At 68.0% G+C, this 18,155-nt stretch carries 14 protein-coding genes and 2 tRNA genes; 10 read left to right on the forward strand and 6 right to left on the reverse strand.

The window, feature by feature from the left end; translation table 11 throughout:
- Positions 1 to 16 precede the first annotated feature (16 nt).
- Positions 17 to 2,386: a CHASE2 domain-containing protein gene (locus BO996_RS25585; protein ID WP_071956701.1), complete on the forward strand. Its 2,370-nt coding sequence runs from the start codon at positions 17 to 19 to the stop codon at positions 2,384 to 2,386.
- Positions 2,387 to 2,472: 86 nt separating this feature from the next.
- Here BO996_RS25585 and BO996_RS25590 read toward each other — a convergent pair.
- The 3 genes from BO996_RS25590 to hrcA all read right to left on the reverse strand — a co-directional run bounded on the left by BO996_RS25590 (position 2,473) and on the right by hrcA (position 3,878).
- Positions 2,473 to 2,549, reverse strand: a tRNA-Arg gene (locus tag BO996_RS25590).
- Between the two features lie 178 nt (positions 2,550 to 2,727).
- A tRNA-Ile gene (locus BO996_RS25595) sits at positions 2,728 to 2,806 on the reverse strand.
- 67 nt (positions 2,807 to 2,873) lie between these two features.
- The gene (gene hrcA / locus BO996_RS25600; RefSeq protein WP_034396851.1) at positions 2,874 to 3,878 is read right to left on the reverse strand and encodes a heat-inducible transcriptional repressor HrcA; all 1,005 of its coding nucleotides are present in this window, start codon (positions 3,876 to 3,878) and stop codon (positions 2,874 to 2,876) included.
- A gap of 30 nt (positions 3,879 to 3,908) precedes the next feature.
- Here hrcA and BO996_RS25605 point away from each other — a divergent pair, with 30 nt between their 5' ends.
- The 7 genes from BO996_RS25605 to BO996_RS25635 all read left to right on the forward strand — a co-directional run bounded on the left by BO996_RS25605 (position 3,909) and on the right by BO996_RS25635 (position 11,500).
- Complete coding sequence (locus BO996_RS25605; protein ID WP_012207218.1) at positions 3,909 to 4,805, forward strand: NAD kinase; 897 nt, start codon at positions 3,909 to 3,911, stop codon at positions 4,803 to 4,805.
- Between the two features lie 2 nt (positions 4,806 to 4,807).
- Positions 4,808 to 6,583: a DNA repair protein RecN gene (recN, locus tag BO996_RS25610; protein ID WP_013800868.1), complete on the forward strand. Its 1,776-nt coding sequence runs from the start codon at positions 4,808 to 4,810 to the stop codon at positions 6,581 to 6,583.
- Positions 6,584 to 6,587: 4 nt separating this feature from the next.
- Positions 6,588 to 7,490, forward strand: coding sequence for an RNase adapter RapZ (rapZ, locus tag BO996_RS25615; protein ID WP_012207220.1), 903 nt, complete (start codon positions 6,588 to 6,590; stop codon positions 7,488 to 7,490).
- 29 nt (positions 7,491 to 7,519) lie between these two features.
- Positions 7,520 to 8,239, forward strand: a complete 720-nt coding sequence (gene creB / locus BO996_RS25620; RefSeq protein ID WP_083571196.1) for a two-component system response regulator CreB — start codon at positions 7,520 to 7,522, stop codon at positions 8,237 to 8,239.
- A 16-nt stretch (positions 8,240 to 8,255) separates the two neighbouring features.
- The gene (gene creC, locus BO996_RS25625; protein WP_071956703.1) at positions 8,256 to 9,716 is read left to right on the forward strand and encodes a two-component system sensor histidine kinase CreC; all 1,461 of its coding nucleotides are present in this window, start codon (positions 8,256 to 8,258) and stop codon (positions 9,714 to 9,716) included.
- 111 nt (positions 9,717 to 9,827) lie between these two features.
- A complete protein-coding gene (gene creD / locus BO996_RS25630; protein ID WP_071956704.1) occupies positions 9,828 to 11,261 on the forward strand; it encodes a cell envelope integrity protein CreD in 1,434 nt (477 codons plus the stop codon).
- Positions 11,258 to 11,500: a hypothetical protein gene (locus BO996_RS25635; RefSeq protein WP_012207224.1), complete on the forward strand. Its 243-nt coding sequence runs from the start codon at positions 11,258 to 11,260 to the stop codon at positions 11,498 to 11,500. Before creD ends, BO996_RS25635 begins: the two co-directional genes overlap by 4 nt.
- Before the next feature lie 21 nt (positions 11,501 to 11,521).
- Here BO996_RS25635 and mutY read toward each other — a convergent pair whose 3' ends face one another.
- The 3 genes from mutY to mutM all read right to left on the reverse strand — a co-directional run bounded on the left by mutY (position 11,522) and on the right by mutM (position 15,761).
- Positions 11,522 to 12,592, reverse strand: a complete 1,071-nt coding sequence (gene mutY, locus BO996_RS25640) for an A/G-specific adenine glycosylase (RefSeq protein WP_071956705.1) — start codon at positions 12,590 to 12,592, stop codon at positions 11,522 to 11,524.
- 4 nt (positions 12,593 to 12,596) lie between these two features.
- Positions 12,597 to 14,594 (reverse strand): dynamin family protein, encoded by a 1,998-nt coding sequence (locus BO996_RS25645; protein WP_013800863.1) that lies wholly within the window; start codon positions 14,592 to 14,594, stop codon positions 12,597 to 12,599.
- Between the two features lie 336 nt (positions 14,595 to 14,930).
- Positions 14,931 to 15,761 carry a bifunctional DNA-formamidopyrimidine glycosylase/DNA-(apurinic or apyrimidinic site) lyase gene (gene mutM, locus BO996_RS25650; protein ID WP_012207227.1) on the reverse strand — a complete coding sequence of 277 codons (831 nt, stop codon included), beginning with the start codon at positions 15,759 to 15,761 and terminating at the stop codon, positions 14,931 to 14,933.
- A gap of 61 nt (positions 15,762 to 15,822) precedes the next feature.
- Here mutM and BO996_RS25655 point away from each other — a divergent pair, with 61 nt between their 5' ends.
- Both BO996_RS25655 and BO996_RS25660 read left to right on the forward strand, forming a co-directional pair.
- Entirely contained in the window at positions 15,823 to 17,610 is a 1,788-nt protein-coding gene (locus BO996_RS25655; protein ID WP_198041257.1) for a tetratricopeptide repeat protein, read from the forward strand.
- Positions 17,607 to 18,155, forward strand: a complete 549-nt coding sequence (locus tag BO996_RS25660; RefSeq protein WP_232240423.1) for an outer membrane lipoprotein LolB — start codon at positions 17,607 to 17,609, stop codon at positions 18,153 to 18,155. The genes BO996_RS25655 and BO996_RS25660 overlap by 4 nt, the downstream gene beginning before the upstream one ends.

Genomic DNA, 18,155 nt, shown 5'->3' on the forward strand with positions numbered 1-18,155 from the left:
CATTCCCTGACCGCGCTTGTCCACCCAGCCGCCCCCGCCTGACAGCCCCGCCACGCCGGCGCAGCCAGCGCCTGCGCGTGGCCGTGGACTGCGGCGGGACTGGCTGCTGCTGGCGGCGGGCCTGCTGTCCCTGGTGTTCTGGCTCAGCGGCGACGGGCAGCTCGACCGCATCAACGGATTCGTCCAGGACACGGCCAGCTGGCTGCACCGGCCCAAGGCATCGCAGGACATCGTCATCGTCGCCATCGACGATGCCAGCATCGACGCCATTGGCCGCTGGCCCTGGCGCCGCGCACTGCACGCCGGCCTGCTGGAACGCATCAGCCAGGCACCGCCGCGCGCCATAGGCCTGGACGTGATGCTCAGCGAGGAAGACCTGGACTACCCCGGCGACGACCTGCTGCTGGCGCGCGTTCTGCAGCGCAGCGGCCGCACCGTCTTGCCCGTCGCGCCAGGCAGCGGCCCGCTGCCGGCCTTCGCACAGGCCGCAGCGGCGCTGGGCCATACCCAGCTGCCCGTGGACGCCGATGGCGCGGTACGCGGCTTCCATGCCATAGAAGGCAGTGCGCAGCAGCCCTGGTGGCACATGGCGCTGGCCCTGCACTGCGTGGGCGAGAACGGCCGCGCATGCGCCCGCCCGGAGCCCGTGCCGCCCATGGACCCCGACGCACCCTCCTGGCAACGCCGCCAGCAGGAGATCATTGCCTTTGCACAGGCCAGGCCGGAGCAAGGCGCCAGGGACCGCTCGCCCTTCACCACCTATTCCTACATCGACGTGCTGCGTGGCCGCATTCCTGCAGCGGCATTCCGCGGCAAATACGTGCTCATCGGCACGACGGCCACCGGCCTGGGCAGCCGCTTCACCGCACCGCTGGGCACCAGCGCGCGGCCCATCTCCAGCGTGGAGATGCTGGGCCATGTGCTCAATGGCAGCCTGCAGGGCTCGCATGTGCATCCCGCGTCGGCCACGCTCAACTGCGCGCTCAATGCGGCAGCCGTGCTGCTGGCCCTGCTGGCCCTGGCCTGGCTGGGCCCGTCGGGCGGCATGCTGGCCTGCGCGCTGCTGGCCCTGGCCTGCCTTTCGCTGGCCGGGCTTGCACCGCGCCTGTGGCAGGTGCAGACGGCGCCTGCAGCCGGCCTGCTGGGCCTGGCCCTGGCCTATCCGCTATGGAGCTGGCTGCGCCTGCGCGCCGCCGCGCGCTTTCTGGCGCTGGAGCTGCGCGACCTGCAGGGGCAGGGCCTGCCCACCGCGCTGCGCCTGGGCGGCGACCTGCTGGACCAGCGCATCGCGGCCGTGGAGCAGGCTTCGCGCCAACTGCGCGCCCTGCACCATTTCGTCAGCGAAAGTCTGCGCCAGCTGCCCTCGCCCACCTTTGTCTGCGACCGGCAGGGCCATGTGCTGCTGGCCAATGCCGCAGCCCACGCCTATGCACGCAGCCTGGGGCATGACCTCAGGGCCGGCGATGCCCTGCCCCGGCTGCTCGATGGTCTGCGGGCACTGGAGACGGCAGCCGGCGCATCCGCCGGCCAGCCCTTGCTCACGCCCGAGGTACTTGCCGCCCACGGCCTGCCCCCCAGCAGCGAGGGGCGCGACCCCATGGGACGCAGCCTGATGCTGCTGACCCAGACCTTCGAGGCACCGCCGACCACGGGCTGGCTGATCACCCTGGTCGATATCAGCGATCTGCGCAGCGCCCAGGCCCAGCGCGACCAGGCCATGCAGTTCATCTCGCACGACATCCGTGCGCCCGTGGCATCCATCATCACCTTGCTGGAGATGCAGCGCGGCGCCGTACAGGCCCCCGACCTGGGCCTCCTGCTGCCGCGCATCGAAGGCTATGCCCAGGCCTCCCTGCAGCTGGCCGACGATTTCGTGCACCTGGCACGCGCCCAGCAGCAGGCGCTGCGCCGGGAACGGCTGGACCTGGGCCTGGTGCTGGACCAGGCCGTGGAAAGCTGCTGGGCCCAGGCCTCTGCGGCCCACGTGCAGCTGGAGTTCCTCCTGCCCGAACAGGAATGCCCCGTGCTGGGCGATGCGGGCATGCTCCACCGCGCGGCCGTCAACCTGATCGGCAACGCCATCAAGTACGGAGCGCGCGCAGATCAGGCAAACCCCGCCACGGTGCAATGCCTGCTGCAGCAGGACGCAGGCCATTGCCGCATCACCATCCGAGACCACGGGCCCGGCATGGATGGGAAGGCCGTCGCCCGGCTGAGCCAGCCGTTCGAGCGCCTGGACCACCACCAGCACCTCGACGGCGTGGGCCTGGGCCTGGCCTTCGTGCGCACCGTGGCCGCCCGACATGGCGGGCAGCTTGAGATAGAAAGCACGCCCGGCCAGGGCAGCGCCTTCAGCATCGTGCTGCCGAAAGCGGAAAAGGCCTGACTGGCATCTCAGGGACGCGGATGCGGATGCGGATGCAGAAAACGAAAAAGCCCTGAAGTCTTTCAACTTCAGGGCTTTGCGTTTTTTGGTGCGGCTGGCAGGAATCGAACCCACGACCCCTTGGTTCGTAGCCAAGTACTCTATCCAGCTGAGCTACAGCCGCAACGCTTCGCATTGTAGCAGCGGGTTTTGGGGCCCCCGGACAAAAGCGCCATATTTCTGCAAAAAACCCGGCGCCCGCATTCCCCGGCAACCGGGCGATGGCATGCCATGCGGCATGCCTTGCACCCAGCAAAAAAGCCTGCCGCCCGGAAAGGCGGCAGGCTTTTCATACCAATGGATGGTAGGGCCTCCCAGAGTCGAACTGGGCACCAACGGATTATGAGTCCGCTGCTCTAACCAAGCATGAGCTAAGGCCCCTGATTCACCAAGGCAGCACGGATGCAGGCCATGGCAAACAACTATTGTAGAGCCTAACCCGCAGGACTCAGCGCTTGTGACTCAGCGCATTGCTGACGAGCTTGGAGGTGATGTCCACGATCTGGATCATGCGGTCGTAGTGCATGCGGGTGGGCCCGATCACGCCCAGCGTGCCCACCACCTTGCCGTCGAGCTCGTAGGGCGCGCTGACCACGGACAGCTCCTCGAAAGGCACGACCTGGCTTTCACCGCCGATGTAGATGCGCACGCCTTCCGCCTGGCTGGAAAAATCCAGCAGCCTGAGGATCTGGGTCTTTTGCTCGAACAGGTCGAAGGCGCGGCGCAGATTGCCCATGTCGCTGGAGAAATCGCTGACCGACAGCAGGTTGCGCTCGCCCGCGATGACCACGTCCTCCTGGGCGCTGGTCATGGCCTCCGTGCCGATGTTGACGGCCGCCTGCATGAGCGTGGCCACCTCGCCGCGCAGCAGCTCCACCTCGCCCTTGAGGCGCTCGCGCACCTCTTCCATGGCCAGGCCCGCGTAGTGGCTGTTGAGGAAGTTGGAGGCTTCGATCAGCTGCGAGGACGAGTAGTCCACGTCGGTGAAGATGACGCGGTTTTGCACGTCACCGTCGGGCGATACGATGATGACCAGAAAACGCCGCTCCGACAGCCGCACGAATTCGATGTGCTTGAACACCGAGGTGCGGCGCGGCACCAGCACCACGCCCACGAACTGGGAAAGGCTGGACAGCAGGTTGGCGGCGTTGGCGATGACTTTCTGCGGCTGCTCGGGCGCGAGCTCGGGCGTCACGATATCGGCACGGTCTGCAGTGAGCATGGTGTCCACGAACAGCCGGTAGCCCCGGGCGGTCGGAATGCGGCCCGCCGAGGTGTGCGGGCTGATGATCAACCCCAGGTCTTCGAGGTCAGCCATCACATTGCGTATCGTGGCAGGCGACAATTCAAGCCCCGACGCACGCGACAGGGTTCGCGAGCCCACAGGCTGGCCGTCAGCGATATAACGCTCGATCAGCGCTTTGAGCAACAACTTGGCACGTTCGTCGAGCATGTGATGATTTTAATGATGTAATTTCCAGAAATGACGTCCACGTTTCGCCACGTTGCCTTGATCGGGAAGTACCACGCTCCCAGCGCAAGCGCCCCGTCCGAGAATGCCAGCAACGCGCTTGAGCGCATTGCGGACTTCCTCAGGCGCCAGGGCTGCGAAGTCGTGCTTGATACCCAATCGGCCCTGCACGCAGGGCTCACAGACTACCCCACCCTCGATGTCGATGGCCTGGGCAGGCATTGCGACCTGGGCCTGGTCGTCGGCGGCGACGGCACCATGCTCGGCGTGAGCCGGCACCTGGCGCAATACGGAACGCCCCTGATCGGGGTGAACCAGGGCCGCCTGGGCTTTGTCACCGACATCGCGCTGGAGGACTTCGAGGCCACGCTCACGCCCATGCTGCAGGGCGAATACGAGGAGGACCTGCGCCCCCTGATGTGCGCCCGCGTGATCCGCGACGGCCAGTGCGTGTTCGAGGCCCTGGCCATGAACGACGTGGTGGTCAACCGCGGCGGCACATCGGGCATGGTGGAGCTGCGCATCGAGGTGGGCGGCCGCTTTGTCTCCAACCAGCGCGCCGACGGCCTGATCGTGGCCACGCCCACGGGCTCCACGGCCTATGCGCTGTCCGCCGGCGGGCCGATGATGCACCCTTCCATCCCTGCCTGGGTGATGGCACCCATTGCGCCGCACAACCTGTCCAACCGCCCCATCGTGCTGTCCGATGCCAACGAGGTCACGATCGAGGTCGTGGCCGGGCGCGATGTCAGCGCCAATTTCGACATGCAGTCCCTGGCCTCGCTGCAGCACGGCGATCGCATCCTCGTAAGCCGCGCCCACCACAGCGTGCGCTTTCTGCATCCCAAGGGCTGGAACTACTTCGCCACGCTGCGCAAGAAACTGGGCTGGAACGAGGGAGGCGCCTGACCATGGCGCTCAAGCGCATCGTTCTGCGCGACTTCGTGATCGTGCAGGCCCTGGATCTGGACTGGCATGCGGGCTTCACCGTGCTGACTGGGGAGACCGGCGCCGGCAAATCCATACTGATCGACGCATTGCAGCTGGCCCTGGGCGCCCGCGCCGACGCGGACGTGGTGCGCGAAGGCTGCACCCAGGCCGACATCTGCGTGGAGTTCGACGGCTGCGCGCGGCTGCGCCCCTGGCTGGAGGCCGCAGGCCTGGCCTGCGAGGACAGCAGCCTGCTGCTGCGGCGCACGGTGGACACCCAGGGCCGCAGCCGCGCCTGGATCAACGGCACGCCGGCCACGGCCACGCAGCTGCGCGCCCTGGGTGAGCAATTGATCGACATCCACGGCCAGCATGCCTGGCAAAGCCTCACGCGGCCCGATGCGGCGCGCGCCCTGCTCGATGCCTATGCCGGCATCGACAGCCGCGAGGTCCAGGGCTGCTGGAGCCGTTGGTCCCAGGCCCGGCAGGCGCTGCAGCATGCGCAATCCGCCCAGGACAGCCTGCAGCGCGAGCGCGAGCGGCTGCAGTGGCAGATCACCGAACTCGACAAGCTGGCCCCGCAGGCCGACGAGTGGGACGAGCTCAATGCCCAGCACACGCGCCTGTCCCATGCCCAGACCCTGATCGACACCGCCCAGACCACGCTGCAGATGCTGGAGGACGACGAGGCCGGCGTGATCACTCCGCTGGGCCGCGCCAGCCACCTGATCCAGAACCAGGAGCACCTGGAGCCCGACTTCCAGAACATTGCCGACGTGCTGGCCTCATGCATGGCCCAGGCGCAGGATGCGCGCCATTCGCTGCAAAGCTATCTGCGCCGCGCCGACTTGGACCCCGAGCGCCTGGCCGAGCTCGATGAGCGCCTGTCGCTGTGGATGCAGCTGGCGCGCCGCTACCGCCGCACGCCCGATGAACTGCCGGCACTGCTGGCCGGCTGGCGCCAGGAGCTGCAGCAGCTGGACGCCGCCGTGGACATCGAGGCCCTGCATGCGGCCGAGCAATCGGCGCAGCAGCACTACCAGGCCAGCGCCCGGGTGCTGTCGCAGCAGCGCGCACTGGCTGCGCCGCGCCTGTCGCGCGCCATCACCCAGGCCATGCAGGGCCTGGGCATGGAAGGCGGCCTGTTCGAGGCCGCCCTGTCCACGGCCGACTCCCCCGGTGCCTTTGGCGTGGACAGCGTGGCCTTTCTGGTTGCCGGCCATCCTGGGGCCAGTCCCAAGCCGATTGCCAAGGTGGCGTCGGGCGGCGAGCTGTCGCGCATTTCGCTGGCGATTGCCGTGACCACCAGCGAGCTGGGCGAGGCCGGCACGCTGATCTTCGACGAGGTGGACTCGGGCGTGGGCGGCGCCGTCGCCGAGACCGTGGGCCGCCTCATGCACGCACTGGGCCGATCGCGGCAGGTGCTGTCCGTCACCCACCTGCCGCAGGTTGCCGCCTGCGCCGACCAGCACTACCTGGTGGCCAAGCAGCGCGCAAGGCAAGGCACGCTCAGCACCGTGCAGCCGCTGGACAGCGCCGCACGCGAGGCCGAGCTGGCGCGTATGCTCGGTGGCGAGCGCCAATCCGAAACCACGATGGCCCATGCCCGCGAAATGCTGGCCATGGCGCGCCAGGCACCTGCACCCCGCCCACCCCCGCGACGGGCCGGCCGGCAGCGGCCACAGGCCGATGCCGACCGCACACGGTCCAAGCCGGGACGCGCGGCCAACGGCGCGCGCAATACCAATGGAGGCTGATGCCATGTCGCTTGAGATCGTGCTGATCACCGGGATGTCCGGATCGGGCAAATCCGTCGCCCTGCATGCGCTGGAGGATGCCGGCTACTACTGCGTGGACAACCTGCCCCCCGAGCTGCTGTCCGCCTTCGTCGAACTGGAGCACGGCCGCCACAGCAACAAGGTGGCCATTGCCATGGATGCGCGCAGCGCCGGCGGACTGCCCCACCTGCCCGGCCAGCTGGAACGGCTGCAGCGCCAGGGCGTCGTGCCCCACCTGGTCTTTCTGGACGCCACCACGGGCACCCTGGTGCGGCGCTTCTCCGAAACCCGGCGCCGCCATCCGCTGTCGCAGGGGCCGGTCGCCGAAGGCCGCCGCGCCCTGGTGCAGGACATAGAAACCGAGCGCGAACTGCTGGGCGACCTGCGCGAGAAGTCGCATGTCATCGACACCAGCCACCTGCGCTCGTCCCAGCTGCAAAGCTATATCAAGGAGCTGATTGCGGCCCCGGTGGGCCAGATGACGCTGGTCTTCCAGTCCTTCGGCTTCAAGCACGGCCTGCCCTCGGATTCCGACTATGTGTTCGATGTGCGCATGCTGCCCAACCCGCACTACGAACCCCAGCTGCGCCCGCTGACCGGCATGGACGCACCCGTGGCCGAGTTCCTGCGCCAGCAGCCCGGCGTGGACCAGATGCGCCGAGACATCCAGCAGTTCCTGGAGTCCTGGCTGGACATGATGGCCAGCAACCACCGCAGCTATGTCACCGTGGCCATCGGCTGCACGGGGGGCCAGCACCGCTCGGTCTTCCTGGTCGAGGAACTGGCGCGGCACTTTGCCCCGCGCTGGCCCACGCTGTGCCGGCACCGATCGCTGGACAGCCGGCCCACACTCAAGCCTGCCGACCTGCTTGCGCACGACGTCTGAGCGCCAGGCCCCGCCTCCGGAACACTGCGATGCAAGGCTTGCCGATGACGAACGCCCCGCGCGTGTTGCTGGTGGAGGACGACCCCGCCATCGCGCGCACCGTCTGCTATGCGCTGGAGCGTGACGGCATTGCCGTGCGCCACTGCCTGCAGCTGGCCGATGCACGCGCGCAATGGCAGGCACAGCCGCCCGATGCCCTGCTGCTGGACGTGGGCCTGCCCGATGGCAACGGCCTGGACTGGTGCCGCGAGCTGCGCCAGGCCGGCGCCGCCGTGCCGCTGCTGGTGCTCAGCGCACGCGGCGAGGAAATGGACCGCGTGCTGGGCCTGGAGCTGGGCGCCGATGACTACCTGACCAAGCCCTTCAGCCCGCGCGAGCTGGTGGCCCGCACCCGCGCCCTGCTGCGCCGTGCGCAGCGCCTGCAGCCCGCGCCAACGGCCAGCGCAGCGCCGGCCGATGCCCTGTTCAGCATCGATACGCAAGGCCAGCGCGTGCGCATGCAGGGTGTGGCCCTGGAGCTGACGCGGCGCGAGTACCAGTTGCTGCGCTGCCTGCTGGAGCGCCCCGGGCGCATCCTCAGCCGCGAGTTCCTCCTCGACAGCATCTGGGGCCAGGACAGCGACAGCACGGACCGCACCGTGGATACGCACGTCAAGACCCTGCGCGCCAAGCTGCGCGCCCAGGCGCCGCAGCAGGACTTCATCACCACCCACCGCGGCATGGGCTACAGCCTGACGCTGCCGGGCTGAGCCACCGCAGCACGCCATGCGCCTCGGACTGCGGCTGTTCTTCGCCTTTTTCGTCATCAACGGCCTGGCCGCATTCTTCGTGCTGCGCGTCTTCATGGTCGAGGTCAAGCCCAGCGTGCGCAAGGTGACCGAGGACACGCTGGTCGAGACCGCCTACGCCCTGGCCGCGCTGGCCAGCGACGACATGGCCAGCGGCGTGCTGCAGCAAAGCCCCGCGGACAGCCGCTTCGCGCACCACATGCAGGCCTATGCCAACCAGACCGTCAAGGTCTGGATCTGGGACACGCGCAAGACCAGCCTGGACATGCGCGTCACCGTCACGGACCAGAAGGGCCTGGTGCTGTTCGACTCGGCTGGCCTGGACCAGGGCGCCGACTACTCGCGCTGGCGCGACGTGTACCGCACGCTGCGCGGCGAATACGGCGCACGCACCACGCGCGAGGTGCAGAACGACGAGGCCAGCAGCGTCATGTATGTCTCGGCACCCATCATGGTCGATGGCCGCGTGGCGGGCGTGCTCACCGCCTCCAAGCCCGCCCACTCGGTGCAGAAGATCGTGGACAGCGCGGAAAGCAAGATGCTGCGCGGCGGCCTGCTGTTCCTGCTGCTGTCGGCCGGCGTGGGCTTTGCCGTGACCTGGTGGCTGGTCATCCATGTGCGGCGCCTGCGCAGCTATGCCCAGCAGGTACAGGCGCCCACGCTCAACGAGGCCGCCTCCCCCACCACCGCCCCTCCCATGCCCGAGGCCCCGCGCATGCCCGGCGAGCTGGGCGAGCTGGCTCGCGCCATGGAGAACATGCGCAGCCGCCTGGAAGGGCGCGACTACATCGAAGGCTATGTGCGCGCCCTCACGCACGAACTCAAGAGCCCCGTGGCTGCCATCCGTGGCGCAGGCGAGCTGCTGCAGGAAGACCTGCCCCCGGCCGACCGCGAACTGTTCGCGCGCCAGGTGGTGGACCAGTGCCAGCGCCTGCAAAACCTCGTGGACCAGTTGCTGCGCCTGAGCCAGCTGGAGCAGCGCCGCGCCCTGCACCCGCACACGGCCTGCAGCCTGCAGGCCTGTGCCGAACAGGCCATGGCGCAAGTCAACAGCGCAGCGCACCAGCGCCGCATCCAGCTGGTACTGCAAGGTCAGGACAGCAGCGGCCCCTGGGAGCAGGACCTGGTGGTGCTGGCCCTGAGCAACCTGCTGAGCAACGCCATCGACTTCGCCCCAGAGGGCAGCAGCATCCACGTGGACCTGGAGCCCGGCCGCGTCAGCGTGCGCGACCACGGCCCCGGCGTGCCCGAGGCGCTACTCGGCCGGCTGGGCGAACGCTTTTTCACCACCCCCCGCCCCAACGGGGAGCGCAGCGGCACGGGACTGGGCCTGTCCATCGTGCTGCGCATCATGCTGCTGCACGGCGGCAGCATGCAGGCCGCCAACGCCCAGCCCGGGCTGCGTGTCACGCTGAACTGGCCACTGCGGGCACACTGACGCCCCCCCTATCGGCCCTGCGAATCCGACTTCACACCCGCTTCACACACTTCATTCCGGCCACACAGCCCCCGCCCAGACTGCGTCCACGATCAACGAACGGGATGTGGAATGAAGAACCGACTGCTTGCCAAAGGCGTGGCCCTGCTGGTCATGCTGGGCCTTTTGATGCTGGGCCTGGGCCTGATACACGACGTGGTGCGGGACCGCATACGCAACCGCGACAACGCCGTGCAGGGCGTGGTCGCCAGCCTGGCTGGCCGCCAGACGCTGATGGGCCCGGTGCTGGTGCAAAACTGCACCGAGACCACGGGCGTGGAAAAAGGCAGCAAGACCGAATGGACCACGCGCCAGTTCCAGCGCATGCTGCTGCCCGACCAACTGCGCCACCAGGCCACGGCGCGCATGGAGGAGCGCTCGCGCGGCCTGCACCAGGTCAGCACCTATGCCATGCAGGACAGCATCAGCGCCAGCTTCACGAACGCCGCCCAGTACCTGGAAAAGCCCTCCATCGACACGGCGGCCAACCAGACCGTGCGCTGCGGCGCACTTCGGGTGGCGCTGTCGCTCACCGATCCGCGCGGCATACGCTCGGCCACCATCGAAGCCGATGGCAAGAGCCTGGACGTCGGCCCTGGCACATCACTGGAGCGCTACTCGCAGGGCCTGCAGGCGGAACTGGCGCCGGCCCTGCTCAAGAAGGACGGGCCCCTTGAACTGAAGATTGCCCTGGAACTGGTGGGCACCGAAAAGCTGGCCTTCGTGCCGCTGGGCAGCCACAGCCAGGTCCAGTTGTCGGCCGACTGGCCCCATCCCTCGTTCGGTGGCAGCTTTCTGCCCAACCGGCGGGAGATCAGCGACAAGGGCTTCGAAGCCAGCTGGAACCTCTCGGCCCTGGCCTCGTCCGCACGCCAGGCCTTCACCGACCAGCAGCCGCTGTGCCAGCCCGGCCGCCGCGACATGGAGGAATACGCGGCCACCGCCCATGCCCCCAACAGCGGCCCTTGCCTGGAATCGCTGGATACGGACTTCGTGGACCCCATCAACGCCTACTCGTTGAGCGACCGCGCCACCAAGTACGGCCTGCTCTTCGTAGTGCTGACCTTCGTGGCCGTCGGCCTGTTCGAGGTGCTCAAGCAGCTGCGCGTGCATCCCATCCAGTACCTGCTGGTGGGATCGGCGCTGTGCAGCTTCTTCCTGCTGCTGATCAGCCTGTCGGAGCACATGGGATTTGCCAGCGCCTACGGCATTGCCGCCTCGGCCTGCGTGCTGCTGCTGGCCTACTACGCCAGCCACATCCTGGGCAGCCTGCGCCGCGGCCTGCCGTTTGCGGCGGGCATCGCCGCACTCTACGGCCTGCTGTACGTGCTGCTGCAACTGGAGCAAAGCGCGCTCATCGTGGGATCGATCGCGCTGTTCGCGGTGCTGGCCCTGATCATGGTCTGCACGCGGCATGTGGACTGGTATGCCTTCGGCCGGCAGGATGGCGACCGCTCCAGTGAAGACGCGGGCACCCCACCCACCGTGGGAGCGCTGCAGCCATGAGCACCATCACCGCCATCAGCGATATCCGCAGCCCGGACAATCAGGCGCTGGAGCGCCAGCGCTGCGAACAGGCCTGGCAACAGGCCGTGCAAAGCGGGGACCGCCATGCCCTTGGCTCCCTGCGCCTGCACATTGCCGACGCCACCGCACGCGCCAGGCGCACGCCCGGCGCACGGGAACAGTGGCTGGCCTGGATGCTGCTGCGCTGCGCCCTGCTGCTGCCGCGCCGCAGGTTCTAGCCAGCCGGGCCGACCGTGGCCTCAGCCCGCGAATTGCGCATCCAGCAGCTTGCGCACGGGGGCTGGCAGGCCCATGTCGGCCCAGGCTCCGGCATCGGCCCAGCAGCCCTGGCCGTCCGGCGTGGCGGCATCGATGCCGCCGCCCTGCACGCGCACGCGCACCGGATGCAGGTGCAGATCGCGGTGGGTGAGCACATGCAGGAAGGCGGGCAGATCGGTCCAGTCCAGGGGCGCCGTTCCTGGCCAATGCTGTGCCACCGCCTGCTCCAGTGCCTCGCGCCCGTTGAACACAGGTGGCGCATAAAGCCCCGCCCAGATGCCCTGCTGCGGACGGCGCTCCAGCCAGACGCGGCCCTGCCCGTCCACGGCGATCAGCAGCCACCAGGCCTCGGAACTGCGCTTGAGCTTGCGCGTTCGCACGGGATAGTTTTCGGGATTGCCAAAGCGGGCTGCCCGGCACTGCGGCTGCAGCGGACAGACCAGGCAGCTGGGCTTGCGCGGCGTGCAGATGGTGGCACCCAGGTCCATCAGGCCCTGGGTATAGCGGGGCATGGCCTGCTGCAGGTCCTCGGTGGGGCACAGCTGCTGGGCCAGGTCCCACAGTTCGCGCTCGTTCCTGGCAACGGCCAGATCCGCATCGAAAGCCAGCACGCGCGTGAGCACGCGCCGCACGTTGGCATCGAGGATGGGCACACGCTCGGAAAAGCAAAAGGAGGCGATGGCACCCGCCGTGGACCGGCCTATGCCGGGCAGCGTGGCCAGATCCTCGGCCCTGCCGGGAAAGGCACCACCCCAGTCCTCGACCACGGCCTGGGCACAGCGGTGCAGGTTGCGCGCGCGGCTGTAGTAGCCCAGGCCGCTCCACAGCGCCAGCACCGCGTCCTGCGGTGCGGCCGCCAGGCTGGCGACATCGGGGAAGGCATCGAGAAAGCGCTGGTAGTAGCCCAGCACGGTACTCACCTGGGTCTGCTGCAGCATGATTTCGGAGAGCCAGACGCGGTAGGGATCGCGCGTCTGCTGCCAGGGCAGGTGATTGCGTCCATGCGACGCCTGCCACTGCACGACGGGCGTGGCAATCGAGGGAAAGGTCAAGATATCAAGCAGTCAGTGAGGTTTCCTGTGCAGCCTTTGCCAGGCCGGGGAAGGCGGGCGTGGGCGACAGGGGTTGCAGCAGTTCCATGGTGGCCTGCCCCAGCTGCAGCTGCAAGGCCGTGAGCTGTTCGTCGGCGGTCTCGATCTCGGCGATGCGTTCCACCAGGCCCGAGGCCGCATTCTGGATGCGGTCCACCGCCTCGATGCGGCGGGCAAAGCTGCGCTTGCGCTCCTTCAATTGGGCATCGAGCTGGGCTGTGGCGGATTTGCTCCACATGTCCACGTCGTTGGCCGCAGACTCGAACACCGTGCGCAACCGCATCGCCAGCGCCTTGATCAGGCGCTGCGCAAACGCAGGATTGCTGCGCCTGAGCGCGTGGCCCAGGCCCAGGTACTGGGTGTAGCTGGCCTCGATGCGCTGCAGGTCGCCGCCGAACTCGGCCAGTTCCAGCTGGGCCGGAGCCTGCAGCGAGAAGCCGAACTCGGCATTGAGTTCCTTGAAGGTCGCGCCCAGCATGGACTGGATCTCTCCGGCCTGCGCCTGCGCCCGGGTCGCCACGGTACGCAGGCGCTCGAAGGTTTCGGCATAGACCTTGCGGGCGCCCAGCTTCAGGCCGCGCTGCTCCAGCGCATCCTTGAGATCGACCAGTTCCTGCTTGAGCGCGCTGGAGCCCAGCTGCCGGAAGATGTCGCGCAGCATGCGCATGTGCACCAGCCGAACAGCCTGGATCCTGGCGGCGCTGGCATCGAAATCCTGCTGCTCGCTCTCGATGCGGTGGCGCATGGAGGCGATGACGCTGGCATTCTTGCCGCGCAGGCTGCGCAGCTCGGCCATCTGGTCGTCCAGGTCGCGGCGGCGGATGTTGAGCACGCGCTCCACCTCGACCTGCAACTGCTGCACATTGGCCCTGACGGCCGTCTGCAGCACCTTCTGGCGCTGGCCCATGATGCCCTCGGCCAGCATGTTCTCGAAAACGGGCAGTCCGCTGGCCTGCAGCAGCGCATCGTTGCTGGAGACCTTGGCCACCAGGCCCTTTTGCGCCGACACGGGCAGCACCCGCTCCATGGGCAGGCCCAGCATCTGTGCCGACTCCTGGCGCTGGCGCTGCAGTTGGGCCTGCACCTGCGACGCGGAACTCAGGCTGTCCCAGAGCGTGTCTATCTTGTTGAGCACCACGAGGCGGGAGTCGGCCAGCGCATGCTGGCCCGAAGCCACATCGGGCGGCAGCACATGGTCGCGCCAGATGGCCAGATCGGACTTGGTCACGCCGGTATCGGCCGCCAGCACGAAGACCACGGCATGGGCCTGGGGGATCAGGTTGACGGTCAGCTCGGGCTCGGCGCCCACGGCATTCAGGCCGGGCGTATCCAGAATCACCAGCCCCTGCTTGAGCAGGGGATGGGGCATGTTGATCAGCGCATGGCGCCACATGGGCACCTCGACCAGGCCCTGCTCATCCACGAAGGGATTGCCGCCCTGGTCCTCGTCATGCCAGAAGCCCCAGGTCCGCGCCAGTTCCACGGAAACCTTGCGCACTTCGGCCACCTTGGCCAGCGTGTCGGCGATCTGCTGGGCATTGTTCACGTCGAGCGGCAGTTGCAGCCAGGCCTCGGGACGGGCGCGCCACTGGCCCAGGCTTTCCAGCGATTCGCGCGTATCGATGGGCAGCAGGCGCAGGCTGGGCTGCAGCTCGGCTTCCCAGCCCAGCTCGGCGGGGCACATGGTCGTGCGCCCTGCGCTGGCCGGCATGAGGCGGCGGCCATAGTGGGCGAAGAAGACCGCATTGATCAATTCGGACTTGCCGCGCGAGAACTCGGCCACGAAGGCCACCATGACCTTGTCGCCACGCACCTGGGCTTCCAGCCGCTGCAGCCGCTCCTGCACCGCGACATCCAGCAGCTCCTGGGACTGCAGCCATTCGCGCAGCGCATGCAATTGCTGCGCAAAGCCGCGGCGCCATGCGCCGTGCTGGTCGAATTGCTCGTTGAATGATGGTCCCACGTGTTTCCCCCGCCATTGCATCGCCAATGTCTGCCGATGCCTAGTGATCGCCTCGACATTGCGCCGCAAGCGTGATGCCTGTTCTCTTCAAAATATAGCACCGTCGCCCCGTTTTGCCTGCTGCGGCGCCCCAAGGCCGGCCCCTGGAGCGGGGGGATTAAGGAAAAAATATCGTTTATTTACAAATGAAACAATATTTCACCATCAATCTGCGGCGGCTGGTGCCTGAAATTTGAAGAAACAGGCGCTTTTTGCAAATGCTTCGCGGGACCTGCCGCAATGCAGCCGCAACAGGCGTTACGAGACGTTGAGAATTCGCTCCGTTTTTTGAAGCGATCATCCCGCCTTCTGGCACCGCGCGCAGAAGTAGGTGCTGCGCTGCCCCTGGCGCAGCATTTGCACGGGCGAGCCGCAGTGCGTGCAGGGCAGGCCTTCGCGGCCATAGACCTTGGCCTGCAGCTGGAAGTGGCCGGCCATGCCGTCGGGCGCGGAGAAATCGCGCAGTGTCGTGCCGCCCTGCTCCACCGCCAGGGCCAGCACGCGGCGGATCTCCTCGAACAACCGGCGCACCTTGCGCGGCCCGACCTCGCAGGCCGGCTGCGTGGGCGCGATGCGCGCCATGAACAGCACCTCGGACGCATAGATATTGCCCACGCCCACGACCACGCTGCCGTTCAGCAGCAATTGCTTGATGGGCGTGCGGCTGGCCTTCAGGCCGGCCCGGAAGGTCTCGAACGAGAAACTGTCATCCAGCGGCTCCATCCCCAGATGATCCAGCAGCCTGCGCGCCCAGGGATCGCTCTCGGCCGCCACATACATCACCGCACCAAAGCGCCGCGGATCGTGCAGCCGCAGCAGGCCCTTGCTGGTCTGCAGGTCGAAATGGTCATGCGTCCCTGCAGGTCCCAGCGGTGCTTCATGGGGGGCCACGAAACGCAGGCTGCCCGACATGCCCAGGTGCAGCATCAGCAGGCCCTCGCTCAGCTCCATCAGCAGATACTTGCCGCGCCGGCGCACGCCGTGCACATCGCGCCCGGCCAGCAGCTCGGGGGCAATGCCCAACGGCCAGCGCAAGGGCTTGCCCAAGGCCACGGATTCAATGCGCGCTCCGGCGATCTGCGCGGCAAAAGCGCGCCGCGTGACTTCTACTTCTGGCAATTCAGGCATGCGATCCGGGTTGTGCTGTAGTTGTGCGAAATGTGGTCTGGGCTTCGATTATTATGGTTCGATGGATCATCGCCTTCGCCTTCAGGGACTTGCCGTGGCAGCAGCCCTGGCCATGGGTTCCGCCACTGCCTGGGCACTCCCGGGCAAGACCGCAGCCACCATCGAGACGGAATCCCCCGAACCTCCCTCGTCCGCCGCCGCCTCTGCGGAGGACGATCGCGCCGCCCTCAACGCCGAGCTGTTCTACGAGATCCTGGTCGGCGAGATCGCCGCCAGCCAAGGTGCGCTGGGCGACGCCCAGGCCATGATGATGGAGGCCGCTCGCACCAGCGGCAGCGAGCAGCTGTACCGGCGTGGCACCGAGCTGGCGCTGCAGTCGCGCTCCGGCGAGCGCGCACTGGCCAATGCCCGCGCCTGGCTTGACGCCTTTCCCCAGTCCCGCGACGCCAACCGCTTCGTGCTTCAGATCCTGGTGGCACTGAACCGCATCGCCGATACCGGCAGCTATCTCAAGCGCGAGATCGAGGCCACGCCTGCGCCCTCCAAGCCCGCCACCTACCTGGGCATCACCCAGCTCTACAACAACGCCAGCGACAAGGCCCTGGCGGCCGATGTGGTCGAGCAGGCCATGGCGGGCGAGACCGACAACCCCGCCAGCGGCCCCCTGGCCTGGGCCACCATCGGCCACATGCGCCTGGGCGCCGGGCAGAAGGCTGCCGCCATGCAGGCCGTGCAAAAGGCACAGGCGCTGACACCCGATACCGGCCCTGTGGCCCTGCTGTCCATGGAACTGCTGGAAGCCGGCATGCCCGAGGCGGAGCCCATCGTCAAACGCTACCTGGCCAAGAATCCTTCAGCCCAGATGCGCATGGCCTATGCCCGCGTGCTGCTGGGCCAGCAGCGCCTGGACGAGGCCCGCCAGCAGCTGGTCTCCATCACCGTGGATTCCCCCGACTACGCCGAAGCCTGGGCCACCCTGGCCGCGCTGCAGCTGCAGTCCAACGACGTGGATGCAGCCCAGGCGTCCACCGAGCGCTTCGGCAAGCTCGTGCCGCAGATTCCCGCCGGTGTGGCGCGCAGTGCGGCCCAGTCCCAGTACTACCTGCTGCAGTCCCAGATTGCAGAAAAGCAGGGCAAGTTCGCCGAGGCCGACGCCCTGCTGCGCCGCATCGACGACGCGCCCAACCTGCTGAGCGTGCAGGCGCGCCGTGCCGCCCTGCTCGCGCGCCAGGGCAAGCTCAAGGAAGCCCGCGCCCTCATCGAGGCCGTGCCCGCCAGCGGCCCCAGCCAGCAGCGGCTCAAGCGCCTGGCCGAAGTGCAGCTGCTGCGCGATGCCAATCAGAATGCCCAGGCCTACGCGCTGCAGGCCGAGTTGCAAAAGCAGGACCCTGAAGACGCCGAGCTCGCCTATGACACCGCCCTGCTGGCGGAGCGCATTGGCAAGCATGACGAAATGGAGCGGTTGCTGCGCGGCATCATCGCGCGCCAGCCTGATTTCCAGCACGCCTACAACGCGCTGGGCTACTCCTTCGCCGAACGCGGCATCCATCTGGATGAAGCCGAAAAGCTCGTCGGCAAGGCGCTGGAAATGTCGCCTGGCGACCCCTTCATCACCGACAGCCTTGCCTGGGTGAAATTCCGCCGGGGCGACCTGGACGAAGCCCTCAGGCTGCTCGAAAGCGCCTACGCATCACGCCCCGACGTGGAGATCGCCGCACACCTGGGCGAAGTGCTCTGGGCCAAGGGTGATCGCGAACGCGCGCAGAAGATCTGGCGCCAGGGCCTGGCCACCAGTCCCGACAACACGACCCTGCGCGAAACCCTGCGCCGCCTGGGCGTCTCGCTTTGAGCTACCGCGCCGTGCCCGGGTTGCCGCATCCCGCCCTTGCACGCCGGCAGCTGTGCGCCACGGCGGCCGCCGCCGCACTGCTGGCCCTGGCCGGCTGCGCCCTGCCACCCCGCCAGCTGCAGGCCGACGCAACCGCCCCCACCGCTGCCGGCCACTGGGCGGGCCGACTGGCGCTGCAGGTGGAAGATGCGCAAAACCAATCCTTCAGCGCAGGCTTCGAGCTGCTGGGCACCCCCCAGCGCGGCGAGCTGCTGCTGTTCACGCCCCTGGGCTCGACACTGGCGCGCCTGCTCTGGGAACCGGGACAGGCAAGCCTGCAACAAGGCGAGGAGCGCAAGACCTCGGACTCGCTGCCCGCACTGGTGCAGGGGCTGACCGGCAGCGATCTGCCCATTGCCGCCCTGTTCGACTGGCTGCAGGGCCGGGCCACCGCAGCCGCAGGCTGGCAGGTCGACCTCTCCCGCATGGAGCAGGGCCGCCTGTCCGCCCGGCGCAATGACCCGCAGCCGCCGGCCGCGCTGCGCATCGTGCTCGACACGCCCTGA

Source organism: Delftia sp. HK171 (assembly GCF_001886655.1).
GTDB classification, from domain to species: domain Bacteria; phylum Pseudomonadota; class Gammaproteobacteria; order Burkholderiales; family Burkholderiaceae_C; genus Comamonas; species Comamonas acidovorans.